The sequence below is a fragment of the Nostoc sp. genome (assembly GCF_036917095.1).
Classification (GTDB): domain Bacteria; phylum Cyanobacteriota; class Cyanobacteriia; order Cyanobacteriales; family Nostocaceae; genus Nostoc.
On record NZ_JBALFH010000044.1, the window covers coordinates 719,349 to 737,333 of the forward strand.

General features: G+C 41.6%; 17 protein-coding genes, 1 tRNA gene and 1 pseudogene. 13 read left to right on the top strand and 6 right to left on the bottom strand.

Annotated elements, in window-relative coordinates:
* Positions 1 to 103: 103 nt before the first annotated feature.
* Positions 104 to 1,447, bottom strand: coding sequence for an acetyl-CoA carboxylase biotin carboxylase subunit (gene accC, locus V7L01_RS27615; RefSeq protein ID WP_335040490.1), 1,344 nt, complete (start codon positions 1,445 to 1,447; stop codon positions 104 to 106).
* Between the two features lie 595 nt (positions 1,448 to 2,042).
* Between accC and V7L01_RS27620 the strand changes: the two genes are divergently transcribed.
* The 8 genes from V7L01_RS27620 to V7L01_RS27655 all read left to right on the top strand — a co-directional run bounded on the left by V7L01_RS27620 (position 2,043) and on the right by V7L01_RS27655 (position 9,134).
* Positions 2,043 to 2,123: transfer RNA gene (locus tag V7L01_RS27620), tRNA-Leu, on the top strand.
* Between the two features lie 128 nt (positions 2,124 to 2,251).
* Positions 2,252 to 2,875, top strand: coding sequence for a chorismate lyase (locus V7L01_RS27625; RefSeq protein ID WP_335040492.1), 624 nt, complete (start codon positions 2,252 to 2,254; stop codon positions 2,873 to 2,875).
* Between the two features lie 171 nt (positions 2,876 to 3,046).
* Positions 3,047 to 3,592 (top strand): Uma2 family endonuclease, encoded by a 546-nt coding sequence (locus tag V7L01_RS27630; RefSeq protein ID WP_335040494.1) that lies wholly within the window; start codon positions 3,047 to 3,049, stop codon positions 3,590 to 3,592.
* Between the two features lie 61 nt (positions 3,593 to 3,653).
* Positions 3,654 to 4,217, top strand: coding sequence for a Uma2 family endonuclease (locus tag V7L01_RS27635; RefSeq protein WP_335040497.1), 564 nt, complete (start codon positions 3,654 to 3,656; stop codon positions 4,215 to 4,217).
* 453 nt (positions 4,218 to 4,670) lie between these two features.
* Positions 4,671 to 6,443, top strand: coding sequence for a DUF3352 domain-containing protein (locus tag V7L01_RS27640; RefSeq protein ID WP_335040499.1), 1,773 nt, complete (start codon positions 4,671 to 4,673; stop codon positions 6,441 to 6,443).
* Positions 6,444 to 6,581: 138 nt separating this feature from the next.
* A complete protein-coding gene (ccsB, locus tag V7L01_RS27645) occupies positions 6,582 to 7,643 on the top strand; it encodes a c-type cytochrome biogenesis protein CcsB (RefSeq protein WP_335040501.1) in 1,062 nt (353 codons plus the stop codon).
* Between the two features lie 289 nt (positions 7,644 to 7,932).
* Positions 7,933 to 8,241, top strand: a complete 309-nt coding sequence (locus V7L01_RS27650; protein WP_335040504.1) for a KGK domain-containing protein — start codon at positions 7,933 to 7,935, stop codon at positions 8,239 to 8,241.
* A 152-nt stretch (positions 8,242 to 8,393) separates the two neighbouring features.
* Positions 8,394 to 9,134: a Uma2 family endonuclease gene (locus tag V7L01_RS27655; RefSeq protein WP_335040506.1), complete on the top strand. Its 741-nt coding sequence runs from the start codon at positions 8,394 to 8,396 to the stop codon at positions 9,132 to 9,134.
* A 590-nt stretch (positions 9,135 to 9,724) separates the two neighbouring features.
* Here V7L01_RS27655 and V7L01_RS27660 read toward each other — a convergent pair.
* Genes V7L01_RS27660 through V7L01_RS27670 form a run of 3 tightly spaced genes read right to left on the bottom strand, consistent with a single transcriptional unit; the run spans position 9,725 to position 12,717 of the window.
* Complete coding sequence (locus V7L01_RS27660) at positions 9,725 to 11,407, bottom strand: tetratricopeptide repeat protein (protein WP_335040508.1); 1,683 nt, start codon at positions 11,405 to 11,407, stop codon at positions 9,725 to 9,727.
* Complete coding sequence (locus tag V7L01_RS27665; RefSeq protein WP_335040510.1) at positions 11,364 to 11,615, bottom strand: hypothetical protein; 252 nt, start codon at positions 11,613 to 11,615, stop codon at positions 11,364 to 11,366. The genes V7L01_RS27660 and V7L01_RS27665 overlap by 44 nt, the downstream gene beginning before the upstream one ends.
* Positions 11,593 to 12,717 (bottom strand): P-loop NTPase fold protein, encoded by a 1,125-nt coding sequence (locus tag V7L01_RS27670; RefSeq protein WP_335040511.1) that lies wholly within the window; start codon positions 12,715 to 12,717, stop codon positions 11,593 to 11,595. Before V7L01_RS27670 ends, V7L01_RS27665 begins: the two co-directional genes overlap by 23 nt.
* Before the next feature lie 168 nt (positions 12,718 to 12,885).
* On the opposite strand from V7L01_RS27670, the pseudogene V7L01_RS27675 reads away from it, so the two are divergent.
* Positions 12,886 to 12,981: pseudogene (locus V7L01_RS27675) on the top strand (Npun_F5749 family FMN-dependent PPOX-type flavoprotein); the annotation flags it as partial.
* Here V7L01_RS27675 and V7L01_RS27680 read toward each other — a convergent pair.
* Positions 12,967 to 13,194, bottom strand: a complete 228-nt coding sequence (locus V7L01_RS27680; protein ID WP_335040513.1) for a hypothetical protein — start codon at positions 13,192 to 13,194, stop codon at positions 12,967 to 12,969. The pseudogene V7L01_RS27675 and the gene V7L01_RS27680 sit on opposite strands and share 15 nt — an antisense overlap.
* A 251-nt stretch (positions 13,195 to 13,445) precedes the next feature.
* Here V7L01_RS27680 and V7L01_RS27685 point away from each other — a divergent pair, with 251 nt between their 5' ends.
* Genes V7L01_RS27685 through V7L01_RS27700 form a run of 4 tightly spaced genes read left to right on the top strand, consistent with a single transcriptional unit; the run spans position 13,446 to position 15,792 of the window.
* Positions 13,446 to 14,063 carry a Uma2 family endonuclease gene (locus tag V7L01_RS27685; RefSeq protein ID WP_335040516.1) on the top strand — a complete coding sequence of 206 codons (618 nt, stop codon included), beginning with the start codon at positions 13,446 to 13,448 and terminating at the stop codon, positions 14,061 to 14,063.
* A 12-nt stretch (positions 14,064 to 14,075) separates the two neighbouring features.
* Positions 14,076 to 15,077: a tRNA lysidine(34) synthetase TilS gene (tilS, locus tag V7L01_RS27690; protein ID WP_335040517.1), complete on the top strand. Its 1,002-nt coding sequence runs from the start codon at positions 14,076 to 14,078 to the stop codon at positions 15,075 to 15,077.
* A 30-nt stretch (positions 15,078 to 15,107) separates the two neighbouring features.
* Positions 15,108 to 15,407, top strand: coding sequence for a type II toxin-antitoxin system HigB family toxin (locus tag V7L01_RS27695; protein WP_335040520.1), 300 nt, complete (start codon positions 15,108 to 15,110; stop codon positions 15,405 to 15,407).
* Entirely contained in the window at positions 15,391 to 15,792 is a 402-nt protein-coding gene (locus tag V7L01_RS27700) for a helix-turn-helix domain-containing protein (RefSeq protein ID WP_335040522.1), read from the top strand. The genes V7L01_RS27695 and V7L01_RS27700 overlap by 17 nt, the downstream gene beginning before the upstream one ends.
* 201 nt (positions 15,793 to 15,993) lie before the next feature.
* Here the strand turns inward: V7L01_RS27700 and hmpF are convergent, their stop codons facing one another.
* Positions 15,994 to 17,751, bottom strand: coding sequence for a pilus motility taxis protein HmpF (gene hmpF / locus V7L01_RS27705; RefSeq protein ID WP_335040524.1), 1,758 nt, complete (start codon positions 17,749 to 17,751; stop codon positions 15,994 to 15,996).
* Between the last annotated feature and the right edge of the window lie 234 nt (positions 17,752 to 17,985).

Consider the following 17,985-nt stretch of genomic DNA (forward strand, 5'->3'; position numbering starts at 1 on the left):
ATGGGGCATGGGTAAGAAGCAGAGGGGCAGGGAGCAGGGAGCAGAGGAGAAAGAGGTAATTTTTTATTCTCCCCCTTGCCCCCTGCCCCCACTCCCTACTCCCCTAGCCGTTCATTTCCTGGACAAAATTTGTATAGACATTACCCTGCAAAAACTGTGGAGTTTCCATAATTCTTTGATGAAACCCAATTGTCGTGGGTAGTCCAGTGATGGCACACTCCCGGAGTGCGCGTTTCATGCGGTTAATAGCAGTGGGTCGGTCTGGTGCCCAAACAATTAACTTGCCGATCAAGGAATCGTAGTAGGGCGGAATTTGGTAATCTGTGTAAACGTGGGAATCAATCCGAACACCAGGGCCTCCAGGGGGCAGATAGCCACTGATCCGTCCAGGAGAAGGGCGAAAGTCATGATCTGGGTCTTCAGCGTTGATCCGGCACTCGATCGCATGACCCCGCAACACTACTTGTTCTTGCGTAAGCTTGAGTCTTTCCCCTTGAGCAATCCGAATTTGTTCGGCAACCAAGTCTATTCCAGTAATCATCTCTGTTACAGGATGTTCTACTTGAATCCGGGTGTTCATTTCCATAAAGTAGAATTTACCCGATCTATCCAAGAGAAACTCGATAGTACCCGCCCCACTGTAATTAATGAATTGGGCAGCTTTGACAGCAGCTTGTCCCATTTTCTCGCGTAGGTCTTCGTCGAGAGCGGGACTGGGAGCCTCTTCTAGTAGCTTTTGATTTCGGCGTTGAATAGAGCAATCGCGTTCGCCCAAGTGGATAACATTACCATAGTTATCCGCCAAAATTTGAAATTCGATGTGGCGGGGACGTTCAATAAATTTTTCTATATAAACGCCAGAATTACCAAAAGCTGCTCCTGCTTCGCCTTGGGCTGCGAGGAAAAGTTTGACAAATTCGTCTTCAGAACGAACTAGGCGCATACCCCGTCCGCCACCACCGGCTGTGGCTTTGATCATCACTGGATAGCCGATATCCTTGGCAAATTTTAATCCTTCTTGCTCGGATTCTACCAACCCCTCAGTACCTGGTACTGTCGGGACTCCAGCTTTTTGCATGGTTTCTTTGGCAGTGGATTTATCCCCCATCAACTTGATAGCTTCTGGAGTTGGGCCAATAAAAGCAATATGATGGTCGGCACAGATTTCCGCAAACCGGGCATTTTCTGCTAAAAAGCCATAACCTGGATGAATAGCAGTCGCATTGCGCGTCAATGCGGCAGCAATAATATTGGGAATATTCAAATAACTTTTACTGCTAGCAGGTTCGCCAATGCAAACTGCTTCATCAGCAAGTTGGACGTGGAGAGCATTCCGGTCAACGGTGGAATGAACCGCGACTGTGGCAATTCCCATTTCTTCACAGGCGCGGAGAATGCGAAGGGCGATTTCTCCCCGATTGGCAATTAATATTTTGTCAAACTTCATTTTTTAGTTTCGATATCATTACCAGTAGATTGACATTTTCTCCGATCCAACTTGAAACAACATTTTCGCATTATTTCAAATTATCACAGGAGATTCGCCACCCTGACTCTAAACAAACTCGCATATTGCAGGCTTGCTGCCTCTACGGGTCTTACTACACTAACAACATTGCTGCTGTAAGTCTTGGCTAGCTTACCAAGCTGGGCTTTTGCGACGCCGAGAGCGTTCGCGAGTGCGTCTCCAAGAGTTGCGGTAGCGAGTCAGACGCTCCTACGTCGCTCTCAGCGTTCGCGCTAGCGTCTCGTAGAGAAGCTATGCTGAAGGCGTTGCCTCTCGTAGAGAAGGCTTTACGCTGCGCTATCTATCGAGCGTCATAGCCCATCGTAGACATCGCCTACAGCGAGCGGTTACGCCATCGCACCCTGCCGAACACAGTAGCTCTAGCTCTACCCTTTTTAATATCACTTGTGCAGATGCTAAATTTCTGTCAGTCTGATACCGCCTTGAGAAAATTTATATTTTTGAGCAACTGAATTTAGATATCACCTTACTATAATTATTTTCTTATGCTATAGTCTATCTTTAGACAACCCGTGCGGATGTGGCGGAATTGGTATACGCGCACGCTTGAGGTGCGTGTGGCTTTGCCTTGCGAGTTCGAGTCTCGCCATCCGCATATTTTGTTTACTTAGTCAAGGGTCAATAGTCAAGGGTCAATAGACCTTAGGCTGTTGACCCTTAAATCTGGGTATAGCTCTGGTTTTTTATGCTTTTATAGAAATAGATGAAGTTTTGTAAAAACCATTGAGTATCACTTTTACGGGGACAAACAACTTAACACTGCCAGCAGCTTGGCATCGCCTCACTCCCATTTGGCAAGGAGGGGAGGAAATAATTCAACAAAGTTTACCTCACACTCAGCTGGCACCTACCTGGCAGCTAATGCTTTTGGGTGATGGCTCTCCAACACGTCACTTAGAACTGCTTACAGGTGAGCGTGTAGAAGTAGATGTGATTGATATGTCATTAATTGGCATAGACTTGGATGGTGCTCCTGACTTAATCCAAGCTGTTCCAGGGCCGCGACTACGGCGACAAGTGTGGCTGCGTACCGCTTCTGGTCAGCGATTAGCTTATGCTACCTCGTGGTGGGAAGCCAGTCATGTAGATGAGTATTTGCAAAATCGTTCATTACCAATTTGGGCGAGTTTAGCTCGTCTTCGCACAGAGTTGTATCGGGATGTTCGAGGAATTTACTACGGTGACTCATTGGCGCTAGAGTCTGGTTTTAATGTAACTGGGCCTTTTTGGGGCCGCCACTACTTGTTTTGGCATCATGGACAGCCATTAACCTTAATTTATGAAGTTTTTTCGCCTTATTTAACTAAATATTTGGGAGCTATGCAATTAGATTCCAAATATCAGTAAAAAAGCATGATGTGGTGCGATCGCTACCAAGCAAAACCAAGTAGCTGGAATCGTACAATGAAATTATCAAATTTGGTAGTATGCCGTTAAAATAAAGATTTTTCGGTGATGGGTTGGCGTTGTTGTGCGATCGCATCCTCTCTAAAATAGAGTCATTCCCCAAGTTCAACCATGATTCAACTTAAAACCCAACTCACCCTCGAAGAATTTCTCGCACTTCCTGAAGGAGATATTACCTACGAACTCATTGATGGACAAGCTGTTCCCAAATTCAAAAACGATGAGATGGCACCAAAATTTTTTCATAGTTCTATAACAGGTGCATTATTTATACTATTGTCTGCATGGGCGCAAGGAAAAGGGCGGGTTGTAATTGAATGGGCAATTAAGCTAAAACAAAATCAACAAGACTGGGTTCCTGTAGCAGATTTGACTTATGTTTCTTATAACCGTCTTTCTGCTGATTGGTTGCAAGATGAGGCTTGTCCTGTTGCACCCGAATTAGTCATTGAAATTATCTCCCCTGGTCAAACTTTCGGAGAAATGACCGAAAAAGCCACTGATTATCTAAAATCTAAAGTTCAACGAGTTTGGATTATTGATTCTAGAGCAAAAACTATTACTATTTTTTATCCTGATATTCTCCCTCAAACGAAACGTGGTACTGATAGTTTAGAAGATTCTTTATTTGAAGGGTTGCAAATTACACCTCAATAAATCTTCCAACAAGCAAAAATTTCCTACTGATGTTAGCAAGAAGGACACGAGGAAAGGTTTAATGAATACTGTTGTGCTAAATCTAGAACCGATTGCTCATTTAAGCGATGAACAATTTTATCAATTGTGCATTGCCAATCGAGATTTAAGCTTGGAAATGAATGCAGCCGGAGAATTAATAATTGTGCCACCAGTAGGAGGAGAAAGCGGAAATCAAGAAGCAGATTTAATTACGGACTTAAATAATTGGAATCGTCAAGTAAAATTAGGAAAAGTTTTTAGTTCTTCAACTATCTTTATACTTCCCAACGGTGCAAAACGTTCTCCTGATGCTGCTTGGGTAAAATTGGAGCGATGGGAAGCTTTAACACCAGAACAACGAAAAAAATTTCCGCCACTTGTACCCGACTTTTTGATTGAACTACGTTCAGAGACAGATCGCCTTGCACCGATTCAAGAGAAAATGCAGGAATACATTAAAAATGGTCTGCGCTTGGGTTGGCTGATTAATCCTCAAGATCGTCAAGTTGAAATTTACCGACTTTTGAAAGCTGTAGAAGTTATACAAATGCCAGCGATTGTTTCTGGAGAAGATATATTACCTGGATTTGAGTTGCAAGTATAAGTAAATGATAAGCCTGACGGTATAGCAAAGCTATACTTCATTATCCCAAAAAATACTGCACTTTTGATGTGGCGCAATGGCGTACCCGCCCACAGTAGGCGATCGCGTATCGCAACCGAGCAAAGCCAAGTAGCTGAAATTGAGTTGCAGTTTTTTTCAGTTAATTATATTCTCAAATTGCTTGGAATAACAGATTTACTTGCGGAAACTTTCCGAGTGAGGAATTAATCTCAGGGAAACGTCCTACGAAATTCAACAAAGCGTGTTAAAAATGGTAACTGAGTCAAATACACAGCTTTTGAAAGACTAGGGAAAGTTGATTACCGAAGTATCATCAACATCTAGGGTGGAAAAATTTAATCTAATTAGCTGCCCTAAAGAATGGTTAAACCTGTTGGTGTACTTGACTAATCAAGCAAGTAATAAGTTTGCAAGTATAAGGTATAGGTTTCAATGGCACCGCCTCTTGTGTCTGTTCCGATGAAGAAAAATAAGAAACCGTCTCTGGTGCTGACGCTCTCGGCTGCTGGGTTATTGATTGGTGGGGGGAGTGTAGCATACTGGTTGTTAGCCCAGAGACAAATATCTTCCAGCGATTTGCTAGTAGGTGCAAATATTATTCCTGGTGATGCCCTGTTTGCGGTTTCTCTGACAACAGATCCGCAGCAGTGGCAGAAATTGCGGCAGTTTGGCACAAAAGAAACTCAAGCAGAACTGGACAAAAATTTAGTAGAATTGCGCGATCGCTTTCTGACTAATAACGGTTACGATTTCCAGAAAGATATTGCTCCTTGGGTAGGTAATGACGTTACAATCGCAATTCTTGCCCCAACAACAGCAAGTAAAGCTGTACCCAAACCAGTTGCCACCAATGAAGATGCTGCCAGCGATCAGCAGTCGATGGTAATGGTATTACCAGTGAAAAACCCAGAAATCGCCAAAAGCATTTTGGCACAACCCAAAGCCCTGAAACAAGGCAAATGGATTGACCGTATTTATCAAGGGATCGCCATTAAACAAAGTGAGGGACAAGCAGGAGAAAACTTCTCCGCAGCATTACTAGATGGGCGTTTTTTAGTTATAACTGATAGCCCCAAAGCCACAGAAAGAGCGATCGACGCTTACAAAAATAAAACATCCCTAGTCACAACAGGGGGATTTGCTGAGAATTTTCCGAAAATTGCTAATTACCAACCCTTTGCCCAGTTTTACGTAAATGTGCCAACAGCGGCCAAAATAGCCGCAGCTTCTCCAAACCGTCCTTTACCTGCTCAAGTTTTGGCTCAACTGCAAAATAACCAAGGTTTAGCAGGGACAATGACCTTAGAGGCAGAAGGAATTCGCTTAAAGGGCGTATCTTGGCTAAACCCTAACAGTCAACGTGTGCTGGCAGTGGAAAACAAAGCTGGGAAAATGCAAAGCCGCGTACCAGCGGAAACCTTAATAATGCTCTCTGGCGGTAACTTACAGAGATTGTGGGGAGATTACGTTTTAACATCTCAGGGAAATCCCCTTTCGCCGATCGCACCAGAACAGCTTAGAGGTGGGATAAAATCTCTTACCAATCTCGATTTAGATAAGGATTTGCTCAATTGGATGAAAGGCGAATTTTCCTTATCAGTGATTCCGACTACTCCAAAACAAGGTTCACCAGACGATTTTCGGGCGGGTTTAGTGTTCATGGTACAGGGAAGCAATCGCCAATCAGCTGAAGCATCCATAAAACAGCTCGATGAAGTGATGAAAAATCAATACCAGTTCCAAGTCCAACAGGCAAAAGTCGCAGGACAACCCGTTGTTAACTGGGTTTCACCTTATGGTACGTTAACTGCTACCCACGGTTGGTTAGATGGAGATGTCGCCTTTCTAGTAGTGGGTGCTCCCATTACTGATAAAATTCTTCCTCAACCCAACAACACACTAGCTACCACTCTTCCCTTCCAGCAAACAGTTCCTACAGAACCAAATCCGACAAATGGTCAATTTTTCTTGGATGTGGAACGAACTGTGAAAAATTTCCCTTTACCAACTCTAATTCCCAATCAACAAACTTTGCTAGATGCAACCCGCTCAATTGGGATGACATCTGCTGTCAGCGACAGTCGCAGTAACCGTTACGACATTTTTATAGCACTCAAAAAAGTTACGAATACGACTACTTTGCCTAGTCCAAAAAGCAGTAACAGCAACTCTGCTACACCATCTACGATTACTCCATTTAGATAGCAAAGTCGGGAGTGGTGAAAGAAAAATTCTCATTCCCTACTCCCTATTTCCCATTTCTCCTGTCCCATGTCCCTCTAAGCAGATAGGATCAGAACAGTCAGAATCCATATTTTAAATCATCCACGGAGAGAAGACTTTATGAATCTGGTTGTACTCCAGAACTGGCTGGACAATGCCTCCTTTGCCATATTATTCCTAACAATGCTGGTGTATTGGGGAGGAGCGGCTTTTCCGAATCTGCGTTATCTAGCCGCTTTGGGGACAGCTGGGATGGCGATCGCTAATTTGTGTATGGCGACTCTATTAGGGGCGCGATGGATCGAAGCTGGTTATTTTCCTCTAAGTAATCTGTATGAATCTCTGTTTTTCTTAACTTGGGGAATTACCGCCGTCCATCTAATTGCTGAAAGTAGTAGCCGTAGCCGCTTAGTAGGAGTTGTTACGGCTCCTGTGGCAATGGCGATCGCTGCTTTTGCTACCATGACACTACCATCCCAGATGCAAGCGTCAGAACCCCTGGTACCTGCTTTGAAATCTAATTGGTTGATGATGCATGTCAGCGTCATGATGTTGAGTTATTCTGCTTTGATGGTGGGTGCGTTATTAGCGATCGCTTTCTTAATTGTCACTCGCGGTCAAAACATCCAGCTACAAGGCAGTTCTGTCGGTACTGGTGGCTATCGCAGCAACGGCTACCGCTTACACAAAGCAGCTGAACTAGTTTCTCAACCACCAGCCCCTTCTGCCGAAAATAACGGCTTTGCTCGTTTTGAAAGTAGTAGCAACGGCAACGGTAACGGTAACACCGCTGTTTTGAATTTATTAACTACCTCTGAGCCTCAAGCCGTAGCATCTGCCGAACCCCTTTCACCCCAGCGCCTTAGCCTTGCCGAAACCCTCGACAACATCAGCTATCGCATCATCGGATTAGGATTTCCCCTGCTGACAATTGGTATTATTGCCGGTGGCGTTTGGGCTAATGAAGCTTGGGGTTCCTACTGGAGTTGGGACCCCAAAGAAACTTGGGCATTAATCACCTGGTTAGTTTTCGCCGCCTATCTCCACGCCCGAATCACTCGCGGTTGGCAAGGGCGTCGTCCCGCAATTTTAGCCGCTACTGGCTTTGTTGTTGTCTGGGTTTGCTATCTCGGTGTGAATCTTTTGGGTAAAGGTTTGCATTCTTACGGTTGGTTTTTCTAAGAACCTCACTAAGACAGTACTGAGTGTTGAGTATTTTACTTTTACTCATAACTCAGGACTTAGTAAAATCTCGCGTAAAACTATGGGGAGTTGAGTGTTTAAGTTGAAACGCAGAGGAGGGCAGAGTTTTTCTTTGCCCCTACTCTTACGAGATCGCTAAGAGCGATTGCGCGAGACAAAAGTTAGTAATAATTTTTATTTGCCCAGCATTAAATCTATAAAATCATCATTTTATTTCGGATGAACTGTTATATCTCTGAAAATATAGATTTATTGACAGGAGATTTTTATGGAAGATGGATTTGAGAGACTAAATCATGATGAAGTTGTGTCTATAGAACCAGACACATTTAATAAGTTAAATATTGCTAAAACCTTTAAAGTCCGCGATTTGATTACAGCAATTAAGGAATTTATTGGAGCAGAAGAAACAGATGAAGTAAATTTGTATACCCAAGGATTAAGTTGTGAAGTTTTACAATTTAGTACTTTGGGATGGAAAAAAGGAAAAGTTAGACTTGCTTTAGAATTTTGTCCTGATGAATCTGAGTCACCACTTGATGAAATTTTTCAAAAACTAAAACAAGTAGAAAACTAATACCTAATGAGCAAAAGATCCCCGACTTCTTAAAGAAGTCGGGGATCTGATACTCTCGATGTTTGTAAATAAAATTAGTATGTGCTGAATTGATATCAAAATTCATTTATAAAATAAAGATGTACTAATAACTGAGGAACGGTAAATCCATCATGCTAAAGTACGATCCATTAGCTTGTTTACCCTCATCTGAGGAACTGCCAGACTCTGACGATACCCCAGTGGATAACGAATTACAAAATATAATTCCAGGTTTACTCAAAGTTATCTTAGCGATGGTTTGGGCAGAACGCATGGATTGGTTTTTTGGTATAGATATGGGTATTTATTATGACCCCGATTTACCAGCAATAGTCCCAGATGGGTTTTTGAGTTTGGGCGTAGAGCGATTTTATGATGAAGGACTCCGCCCCAGTTATGTGCTTTGGGAAGAGAAGAAATTACCGATATTAGTGTTGGAGGTAGTATCTAAAACATACCGTGGTGAGTACTCGACCAAAAAAGCAGAGTATACAAAATTAGGAATTTTGTATTATGTAGTTTACAACCCATTTCGTCGCCGTAAGCCACGTTTAGAAGTTTACAAATTAGTTAACAATACTTATGAATTAGATGATGGTAATCCAGTTTGGTTGCCAGAAATAGGTTTAGGAATTGGCATCGAACGAGGAACTTATTTAGGCATACCACGGGAGTGGATGTATTGGTATAACCAACAAGGGCAACGGTTTTTAACACCAGAAGAAGACAAAAAACTTGCTCAACAAGAAGCTCAACAAGCAAAACAAGAAGCTCAACAAGCACAGCAAGAAGCCCAGCAAGCCCAACGACGCACTCAATTATTAGCAGAACGGTTGCGATCGCTCGGCATAGATCCTGATTCTCTCACCTGAATTGCTATCAAAATCTATTAATGAAATAAATCCCATAATCACGAAGACGCGATAAATCGCCGTCTCTACAAAGGAATGATTATTGTAGAGACGGCGATTTATCGCGTCTTTTGCCCTAACCGAACAACATTGCGAGGTTCACAAATGAAGCTCCGAGGTTCATCAACGAAGCTCAAAGGTTCATCAACGAAGCTCAAAGGTTCATCAACGAAGCTCTGAGGTTCATTAATGGAGTTCAAAGACTCATTCACGAGTATCAAAGACTCGTCCACGAGCATCAAAGACTCGTCCGCGAGTATAAAAGGCTCGTCCACGAGTATAAAAGACTCGTCCACGAGTATAAAAGGCTCATCCACGAGTATAAAAGACTCATTCACGAGTATCAAAGACTCGTCCGCGAGTATAAAAGACTCATTCACGAGTATCAAAGACTCGTCCGCGAGTATAAAAGACTCGTCCACGAGTATCAAAGACTCATTACAGCAGTTTTCATTTACTTAACTCACACTCTTGCCTTCTTCTTCGCGCCTCTGTGCCTACCCTGCGGGAACGCCTAAAGGCGAATGCGTGAAACAAAAATCTTTCAGTAATTACGAATTACGAATTACCCTATCAAGACTTGCACTCACACCTTCAGCATCCGGTGACTGCAATCGCTGCAAAATCTCTAAAGCTGGTTGCAAATAGGATATTGCTTTAGTGTATTCACCCTGTTGTTCTGCCAAACCTCCTAACCACCACAGAGCCATTGCTTTGCCTTGGACATTACCAATGCTTTCATTTATTGACAAAGACTGATTGAAAAGTGCGATCGCTTCATCCACTTCCCCTTTGTTAGCGTAGATAACTGCCAGTTGGTGCAACGTCACCGCTTTGGTTTGGACATTTCCAATGCGTTCATTTATTTCCAAAGACTGATTGTAGAGTGCGATCGCTTCATCTACTTCCCCTTTGTTAGCGTAAAGAATTCCCAGATTGCTCAACGTCGCCGCTTTGCCTTGAACATTTCCAATGCGTTGTGTTATTTCTAAAGACTGATTGTAGAGCGCAATCGCTTTATCCACTTCCCCTTTGTTAGCATAAAGAATTCCCAGATTGCTCAACATCGCCGCTTTGCCTTGAACATCACCAATGCGTTCAGTTATTTCCAAAGACTGATTGTAGAGTGCAAGCGCTTTATCTACATCGCCTTTGTTGGCGTAGATACCTGCTAGGTCATGCAACGTCGCTGCTTTGGTTTGGACATCACCAATGCGTTCAGTTATTTCCAAAGACTCATTGTAGAGTGCGAGTGCTTTATCCACATCGCCTTTGTTGGCGTAGATACCTGCTAGTTCGTACAACGTCACCGCTTTGCCTTGGACATCACCAATGTGTTCAGTTATTTCCAAAGACTCATTGTAGAGTGCGATCGCTCTATCCCATTTTCCCAAATCATGATAGGTGTCACCCAGTTCGTGGAGAACGCTGGCTTTGATTTCTGCTAGATTTTCATCTTCTTCAATCAACTTCAAAGCTTTTAGCAAAAAATATTCTGCTTTTTCTGCCTCAGCAATACTCCTATAAGCTGCCGCTAATTCCTGCAAAATAGTAATGCGGGTACGTACATCAGTTGACTCTTCCATTAGCAAGCGCTCAAGTAAATCAATCCGCTCTTGCCTTTCTGGTAAATCTAAACTTCCTAATATTCTCTCAGACTCAATAGTTTTTTCAATAGCCAAGTTTTGAGTAGACTGGACTGTTTGAAAATAAAATACTCCTTTTCTCCATGCCCAAAAATCTGGGGCATATTTTGCCAAACGCATTAGGGCATGATCTGGCAGAAATATCAGTATAGGGTGAGGAACACTATTAGTAAAAGCGTCTCGGACAAAGTTCAAGTCTTGCAGTACAGGCGGATATTCTCCAGATAAACCAATAGACTTTTCTAAACCGATAACAATTAATACTAGTTTTTTATCTGGTTCTAAATGAATTTCTTTTAAATCATGAATAATCTCATCCCTTAAAAAACGCAAATTAGGAGCAGCAAAATTGAGAATTTCAAACTGAATATCATGAAATTGAGGATGGTTTTTGAGGATTTCAATTAAAGTATTTCTATCTTCTGCAAAGTTAACAGCAACGAACCCAATCGTTAACTGAGTGTCAGCAAAGTCAATAAAGGTTAACAGTTCCGCTAATGACTGCTGATTTATTTGCAAAAAAGTTTCTTTTTCTAAATTTAAATCATGGGTTACTTGTAGCTGATTTGAGTGCTTCTTGAAAAGCATGGATTTGCCTCACAACTGGATTAACATAATTCCAGCGATTTTTACCGTTGTACTCAAAAACCCAAAGACTGAACAGCATTAACCTGCCGATTTCATCTTTAGAAACATCCTTATTTACACATACCGCAGCCAACGCCGAATAGTATTCTGTTGATATACTCCGCTCAAAATTAAACTGCTCTTGCTTAATCGCATATAATGATATCATCGGCAGTAACTTTTTCGCGATCGCGAGTTGCGGCTGTAAGAAATGCTTTTGATGCTATTTGCATCAATTGACGGATGTGACCGCCGCTTGCTTTGGCTAAATCTACCAATAGTTGACGCGATTCAAACACTGCGTCTACTTCAACTCTTTGTTCAATTAAACTCGTAATTGCTGTTATACCATCATCATTATGATCTAGATCGGTTTTGTCTTGTTCAAACTCATATATGTTGACCATCGGCACAATATTGGGTGTGTCGAAAGTGTTACTCAAGTTATTTTCAGAATAGACAATAGAAATTGGTGCTGTATAGATAATCGTACAATGTAGACTTTGTAATTGAAATGCGTAATCACAAAATAAATGTTTAGCTACATTTGGAGGCACTCTGTCTAAATTATCGAAAATAATTAAAAATCCTTTTTCATATTCAGGATATTTTGATTTAAGCTTGACAAAAGCATCGCCTAATAACAAATTTATATCTGCTTGTAAACGACCAATATCTTTTTGTAAATTCTGGCGAACCGTTCTTCTTTGTATGTCAGCGCCTTTAATTTGAGCCTGTATTTTACCCAATAACTTTGAAAGAAAAGGAATTTTTATTCCTGCTTCAGCCTCAGCACCGATACTTGCTGACCTTTCAACTGTTTGTTCAGTTTCTTGAGTTATTTCTTTAAACCAAGATTCAAAATTAGTTAAAAGTTTTGCATCAAAATTTAATTCCGATGTGTATAGGACATCAGCAACTTTTTTAATAATTACCAAATATAAATCTGTGTATTCTGCGTCTAATATATCTAGTTCAGCATCGGCTTCTATATAAATAACTTTATATTGAGATTCCCATTCTTGCTGAATCTTTCTTAATTCTGTACTTTTACCGCATCCCCGATGTCCAGTAAATAGAAGACTGCAAAATTCTGCGGGTTCCAGAAAATCTAAGCGTTTTTTAATAGTATTAATTGCTTCTGTCTTGCGGACTTTTGATAAATTAACATAATAACGTTCAATATCTCTACTACTCACTAAAGGAGCTACATCACAAACACGAAAAGCAGCTTTGAGGGTATTAGCACGATTAGCGGGTAAAGAACTCATCAGGTGTTATTTATATGAAGAATTTATATATACATATTTTACAGCACCGGAATCTTAAAGCTTCTTGGCGTTAGAGAACTTTTAGGAATCAGTGGCGCTCAACCAAGATTCTTGAAGTGGTAGTATGTTCAGGAATACCTGGCGTTAGATTACCAACAGAATTGTATAATGTCTCTTGCTCCTTGGCGAAGTGCGATCGCCCATGCGCTCCATCACAACCGCAGTCTTGTTTATGCGCGTTACCTGCAACTAGTAACGGTACAGATGAGATTGATGCCATTCTTGATACCATTTGCGGATTTGTTCAGCTAAAGCCACAGCACCACCCACAATGCCAATAATAGTAGCGATCGCCGCCAAAGTTCCTTCTCTTTGCGTCGGAACTTCATAGCTTCCCGATATTCCAGGAATTTCTAGCAAAGCTTCAGCTGCTGCTGGTGCGCCTTCACCCTCAATACCGACTTGAATTCCTGCCATAAAGTTACCTGTGAATTTATACATTATTTTTATCTTACGCATTTGCCTTTAGGCGTTCCCGCAGGGTAGGCGCAAAGAAGAAAGCATTTCTAAATTATTTACTTTGTGTTGCAAGAATTGCCTAAAATAAGGCAACAGACGCAAACCTGGAAACCCAGATTGAATCTGACTTTCAAAAATTCCGAATTACCTTAGCAATGTAGGAGCGTCATTATCAATTACTTTAAGTCCTTTTTTAGCAGGTGAACAATATGGTTCAGACTCCAGTTAAAAAACTAACTTTTGAAGAGTTTCTAGAGCAATACCCTGATGGTGGCATTTACGAACTGATCGACGGAGAGATTATACCAGTGGAGCCAACTAGAGCGCATAAGAATGTGGCAAGGTTTTTAATGCTTGCCTTCAATGATGAAATTAGACGCTTGGGACTTGAATATATTGCTGACAAAGATATCATCATTAGGACGTTTACTGATTCTGGGGAAGAACGAGGTAGAAATCCAGATGTGGGTGTAGTTAATGCATCACAGTGGAATACCAATGTTCTAGCCTATGGTGCGCTGATTGAGCCTATCCAACTTGCTGTAGAAGTCACCTCAACAAACTGGGATGATGATTATGTTGACAAGCTAGATGAGTATCAGCTACTCGGTATCATTGAATATTGGATTGTAGATTATCTGGCGATCGCTTCTCGTGCTTATCTCGGTAATCCTAAACTCCCCACGGTTTTTGTTTACCAATTGGTTGAGGGTCAATACCAAGTTCAAAAGTTTACGGACAATGACCGTATTATTTCTACTACTTTCCCCGAACTGGCGTTAACTGTTAAACAAGTTGTAGCTGCAAGTCAAATCCAAAAACTATGAGAAGTTCTAAGAATGGTATGGACTCCTCTACACGCGAAAATCCATCGCACCATCCGATCGCGCCACTTATTTGAGCGCAACCAGCGGCTATTAATCGCTGTCTCCGGTGGGCAAGATTCTCTATGTTTAATAAAATTACTTTTAGATTTACAATCCAAATGGGGATGGAATTTAGGTATTGCCCACTGCGATCATCGTTGGCGTTCTGACTCCGAAGCTAATGCTCATCATGTCGAAAATTTAGCTAAAACTTGGGATACATCCTTTTATTTAGAAACAGCGAACGAACCTATAAATAGTGAAGCTGCTGGACGCGATTGGCGCTATCAAGCTTTAAGTGCGATCGCGCAAACAAATAATTATCAATATATAGTTACAGGACATACCGCAAGCGATCGCGCCGAAACTCTTCTCTACAATTTAATTCGCGGCACTGGTGCTGATGGCTTACAAGCCCTAACTTGGCAACGCCCTCTAACTACAGGCATTATGCTAGTGCGTCCACTTTTAGAAATTACTCGTTCACAAACAGAGCAATTTTGTCACGAGTTTAAATTACCAATTTGGGAAGATTCCACCAATCAAGATTTGCAATATGCCCGCAACCGCATTCGCCAAGAATTATTACCATATTTGCGAGAAAATTTCAACCCCCAAGTAGAATCAGCCTTAGCCCAAACAGCAGAACTTCTCCAAGCAGAAGTGGAATATTTAGAAAAAGCTGCCCAGGAGTTGCGGGAAAAGGCGATGTCATGGGGCGTTGGGTATGAAGAAAATTCCCTTACTCCTCTTCTTCCCTTGCGGTTAAATCGTCGAGTATTGCAGAAAGCACCATTGGCGCTGCAACGTCGCGTGATGCGTCAGATATTGCAGCAAATACTTACTGACGCAGCGAGTTTTGAACACATCGAAAAATTAACGGCTTTAATTAGAGCGCCAAACCGATCGCAAACCGATCCATTTCCTGGTGGTGCGATCGCGCAAGTACAAGGTGACTGGATCTGTTTGAAATAGTTATTTAAAGTCTTTTTGTTTTCAGGGACGATGCACATTATTAGTTTCAGAATCTTAAGAGAATATGCAGAAAACCATTCAGATTGTCAGGAAGCATTAAGCAATTGGTATAAGGTTGCCACCAAAGCGAAATGGCAAAATTTAGTTGAAGTACAGCAGGTTTTTCCTAAAGCTGAAGCTGTTGGTAATTTTACAGTTTTCAATATTAAAGGAAATAAATATCGCTTGATTGTTAGTATAGATTATGAAGGTCAGTTAATTTATATTAAATATATCCTCACCCATGCGGAATACAATAAGGAAAGCTGGAAAGATGACCCTTACTTTTAATTCAGATAAATACAAGGAATTGTTAACAGCTTATCTTCCCAAACTGATAAAAAGTGAAGTTCAAAATGAGCAAGCTTTAAAAATAGTAGAAGATTTAATGCACCGGGAACGCACCCCAGAAGAAGACGAACTTTATCAGTTATTAATTACTTTAATTGAAAAATTTGAACAGGAATATTATCAGCCAATCCAGCAGAATAATCCTGTATCTATGTTGCTATTTCTCTTAGAGGAATCTGAGAGAAGTAGAGATGATTTAGTAGCAGTTTTAGGAACAGAAGATTTGGTTAATAATATTTTAAATGGACAAGAGAAGATAAATACAGAACAAGCGCGTAAGCTGGGAAATTTTTTTAATGTAGAATCTAATTTATTTATGGAATAACTAAGCTCGTAGTTCGTAGTTGGGCTTTAGCACGAAAAAAATAAGTTAGGGCTGATGCCCGATCGCAAAATTATCCATTTCCTGGTGGTGCGATCGCTCAAGTAGAAGGCGACTGGATCTGTTTGAAATAGTTGGGAGTTAAAAGTGATGAGTTAAGAATTTCCTTTAATTCATAACTCATCACTCCTAACTCCTAACTTGTTAAGACGCTAATAATTCTGGCTGAGGCATTAAACTCTGGAGAGTATGGCGCAACTGAGCGATCGCTTGGACTTGAGAATCGCCAGTTTCCTGGAATCGATCCAAAGATTCTCCAATTCCTTGCAGCTTTTGCCGTAATCCATCCAGAGAATCCTGAATTGGTTGTAGTGCTTCTTCATAGAGATTCACTCGACCACAGCATTCAGCAGTTGTTCTTCGCAGGGACAGCAAGTTTTCCTCGATCGCTTTGATTTCTTGGCGCTTTTGATCTAAATCGTGAGTTTGATTGTCAATCATTCCCTGATTTAGCTCAATCCCAGAACGAATCTGCTCAATTTCACGTTCCAGCTTTTGGATTTCCTGTGAATATTGTTGTCGCTGGGTTTCAATTTGTAACAGAACTGGCTCTAAATTAACTTTATTACCCTCTTCTTCAACAACAGTATGTCCTTGTCGCCGTAGCAATACAGCTTGGTGTTGCTTAAGAAACTTCTGATGCTGTAGCATATTGCGGCGTTGTCCCACCAAACTGGAATTTAGCATCTGATAGAGGTCTTTTTCATCTGTTAGTTCCATTTCCAAATTCATATGGTCATGGTCAGATGCGTGATTTATTTTAGTTTGCAGTTCTTCTATAGCTTCTTGTTTATATTTCAGTTCTTGTTCTTGATCGTGAACAAAGCTAGCGTCTATTTCTAGCTTATGCTGCAAGTCTTGCACTATTTTTTGTAGTTCTTCTAAAGGCATTTTCTCCAAAGCTTCCACATCAGCTTGCTGGCCGAGAACTACACCACCAGATATTGCAGCCAAAGAGTGAATCTGTTGATATAACTCTTCGGCGTTTCGTAACTGCTCTTTAATTATCTGAGCATACTCTTGCTTGCTGCTAAGGTCTGCTGTATTTATCTGTAATTGGGCTGTTTGCTGGACTAGAGAATTTTGTGCTTCTTGGCACGCATTTTGGCGATCGCTAAAGGTTTGCGCCAAACGCTCAACTTCTTCTTGCTGTTGTGCGATCGCAGTTTTTTGCTCCTCCAGTTTTTGCCAGTGTGGGGTAAGAGTAGCTTGCTGCTTTTCGACCAATTCAAAGGCCAGATGCAGTTGTTCTTTAACTGTTTCCGTGGGAACTGCACGACTAGACAAGCGATCGAGTAACTCACTCATTACCCGACTTTGCTCTTCATCCAAAACCGTCCCTTGTTTAAAATCCGCTTGACGCTCTTCTAGGCGACGTTGCTCACCCCGCAAATGCTCCCAAGCGCCTTCCAATTCTAGGCGATTGCGCTCAACTTCTGTTTGTAACCGTTCAATTTCCTGGCGGGATGTGTCAACTTCCTGTTTTTGCTCCTCTAGTTGTTGCAACTCATCTTCCAATTGTTGCAACTGTTCTGAGCGTACTTCCATGTCCATTTCACGGCGATTCAACTCTTGCGCTTGAAACGTTAGCGACTGCTTCCACTGATCGATCTCATCTTCCTTGAGCTTAAATTTCTCCAATTGGCGGGAAAAATTCTGCAAAATGTTGACTAGTGGCCGCCCTGCTTCTTGAATCCGCTGCACTTGACGATTCGGATTCAGTTCAACCAGTACTAAAGCACCATCATTTAATTTGCTTGCGTCCTCAGCGGCAATCACTTCTTCCGACACAGTACTCCAATTCTGGTCAGTTCGTTGGCAAGCTAGCAGTTTCAGTTCGGTTTTGGCACCGCCACTGAGTAAACCACCTTTCTGTTTTTGTACTTCTGCTAAATACAGCACACCGTTAGTCCTTTATTGATGCACTTAAAGTTCGTGTTTTGGGATATACCTTAAATAATTCTGTTAACTCGTCTTACTGAACCGAAGTTTAGGAGAACAAGACAGACAAAACTATAGACGCGAGATATTACGTCTTGATACTTATAAAAGCAACCTGGTCGCGCCTTTATATTTTGTACTGATGACAGTGATGATGACTTCCGTGTTAACACTAGCTTTGTCGAAGTGTATTAC

What these genes read in the sequence shown, in the direction of transcription:
- accC (WP_335040490.1), bottom strand. Translation starts at nt 1,447, where the DNA reads ATGAAGTTTGACAAAATATTAATTGCCAATCGGGGAGAAATCGCCCTT.
- V7L01_RS27630 (WP_335040494.1), top strand. Translation starts at nt 3,047, where the DNA reads ATGATTCAACTTAAAACCCAACTCACCCTCGAAGAATTTCTCGCACTT.
- V7L01_RS27635 (WP_335040497.1), top strand. Translation starts at nt 3,654, where the DNA reads ATGAATACTGTTGTGCTAAATCTAGAACCGATTGCTCATTTAAGCGAT.
- V7L01_RS27640 (WP_335040499.1), top strand. Translation starts at nt 4,671, where the DNA reads ATGGCACCGCCTCTTGTGTCTGTTCCGATGAAGAAAAATAAGAAACCG.
- ccsB (WP_335040501.1), top strand. Translation starts at nt 6,582, where the DNA reads ATGAATCTGGTTGTACTCCAGAACTGGCTGGACAATGCCTCCTTTGCC.
- V7L01_RS27650 (WP_335040504.1), top strand. Translation starts at nt 7,933, where the DNA reads ATGGAAGATGGATTTGAGAGACTAAATCATGATGAAGTTGTGTCTATA.
- V7L01_RS27655 (WP_335040506.1), top strand. Translation starts at nt 8,394, where the DNA reads ATGCTAAAGTACGATCCATTAGCTTGTTTACCCTCATCTGAGGAACTG.
- V7L01_RS27660 (WP_335040508.1), bottom strand. Translation starts at nt 11,407, where the DNA reads ATGCTTTTCAAGAAGCACTCAAATCAGCTACAAGTAACCCATGATTTA.
- V7L01_RS27665 (WP_335040510.1), bottom strand. Translation starts at nt 11,615, where the DNA reads ATGATATCATTATATGCGATTAAGCAAGAGCAGTTTAATTTTGAGCGG.
- V7L01_RS27670 (WP_335040511.1), bottom strand. Translation starts at nt 12,717, where the DNA reads ATGAGTTCTTTACCCGCTAATCGTGCTAATACCCTCAAAGCTGCTTTT.
- V7L01_RS27680 (WP_335040513.1), bottom strand. Translation starts at nt 13,194, where the DNA reads ATGGCAGGAATTCAAGTCGGTATTGAGGGTGAAGGCGCACCAGCAGCA.
- V7L01_RS27685 (WP_335040516.1), top strand. Translation starts at nt 13,446, where the DNA reads ATGGTTCAGACTCCAGTTAAAAAACTAACTTTTGAAGAGTTTCTAGAG.
- tilS (WP_335040517.1), top strand. Translation starts at nt 14,076, where the DNA reads ATGGTATGGACTCCTCTACACGCGAAAATCCATCGCACCATCCGATCG.
- V7L01_RS27695 (WP_335040520.1), top strand. Translation starts at nt 15,108, where the DNA reads ATGCACATTATTAGTTTCAGAATCTTAAGAGAATATGCAGAAAACCAT.
- V7L01_RS27700 (WP_335040522.1), top strand. Translation starts at nt 15,391, where the DNA reads ATGACCCTTACTTTTAATTCAGATAAATACAAGGAATTGTTAACAGCT.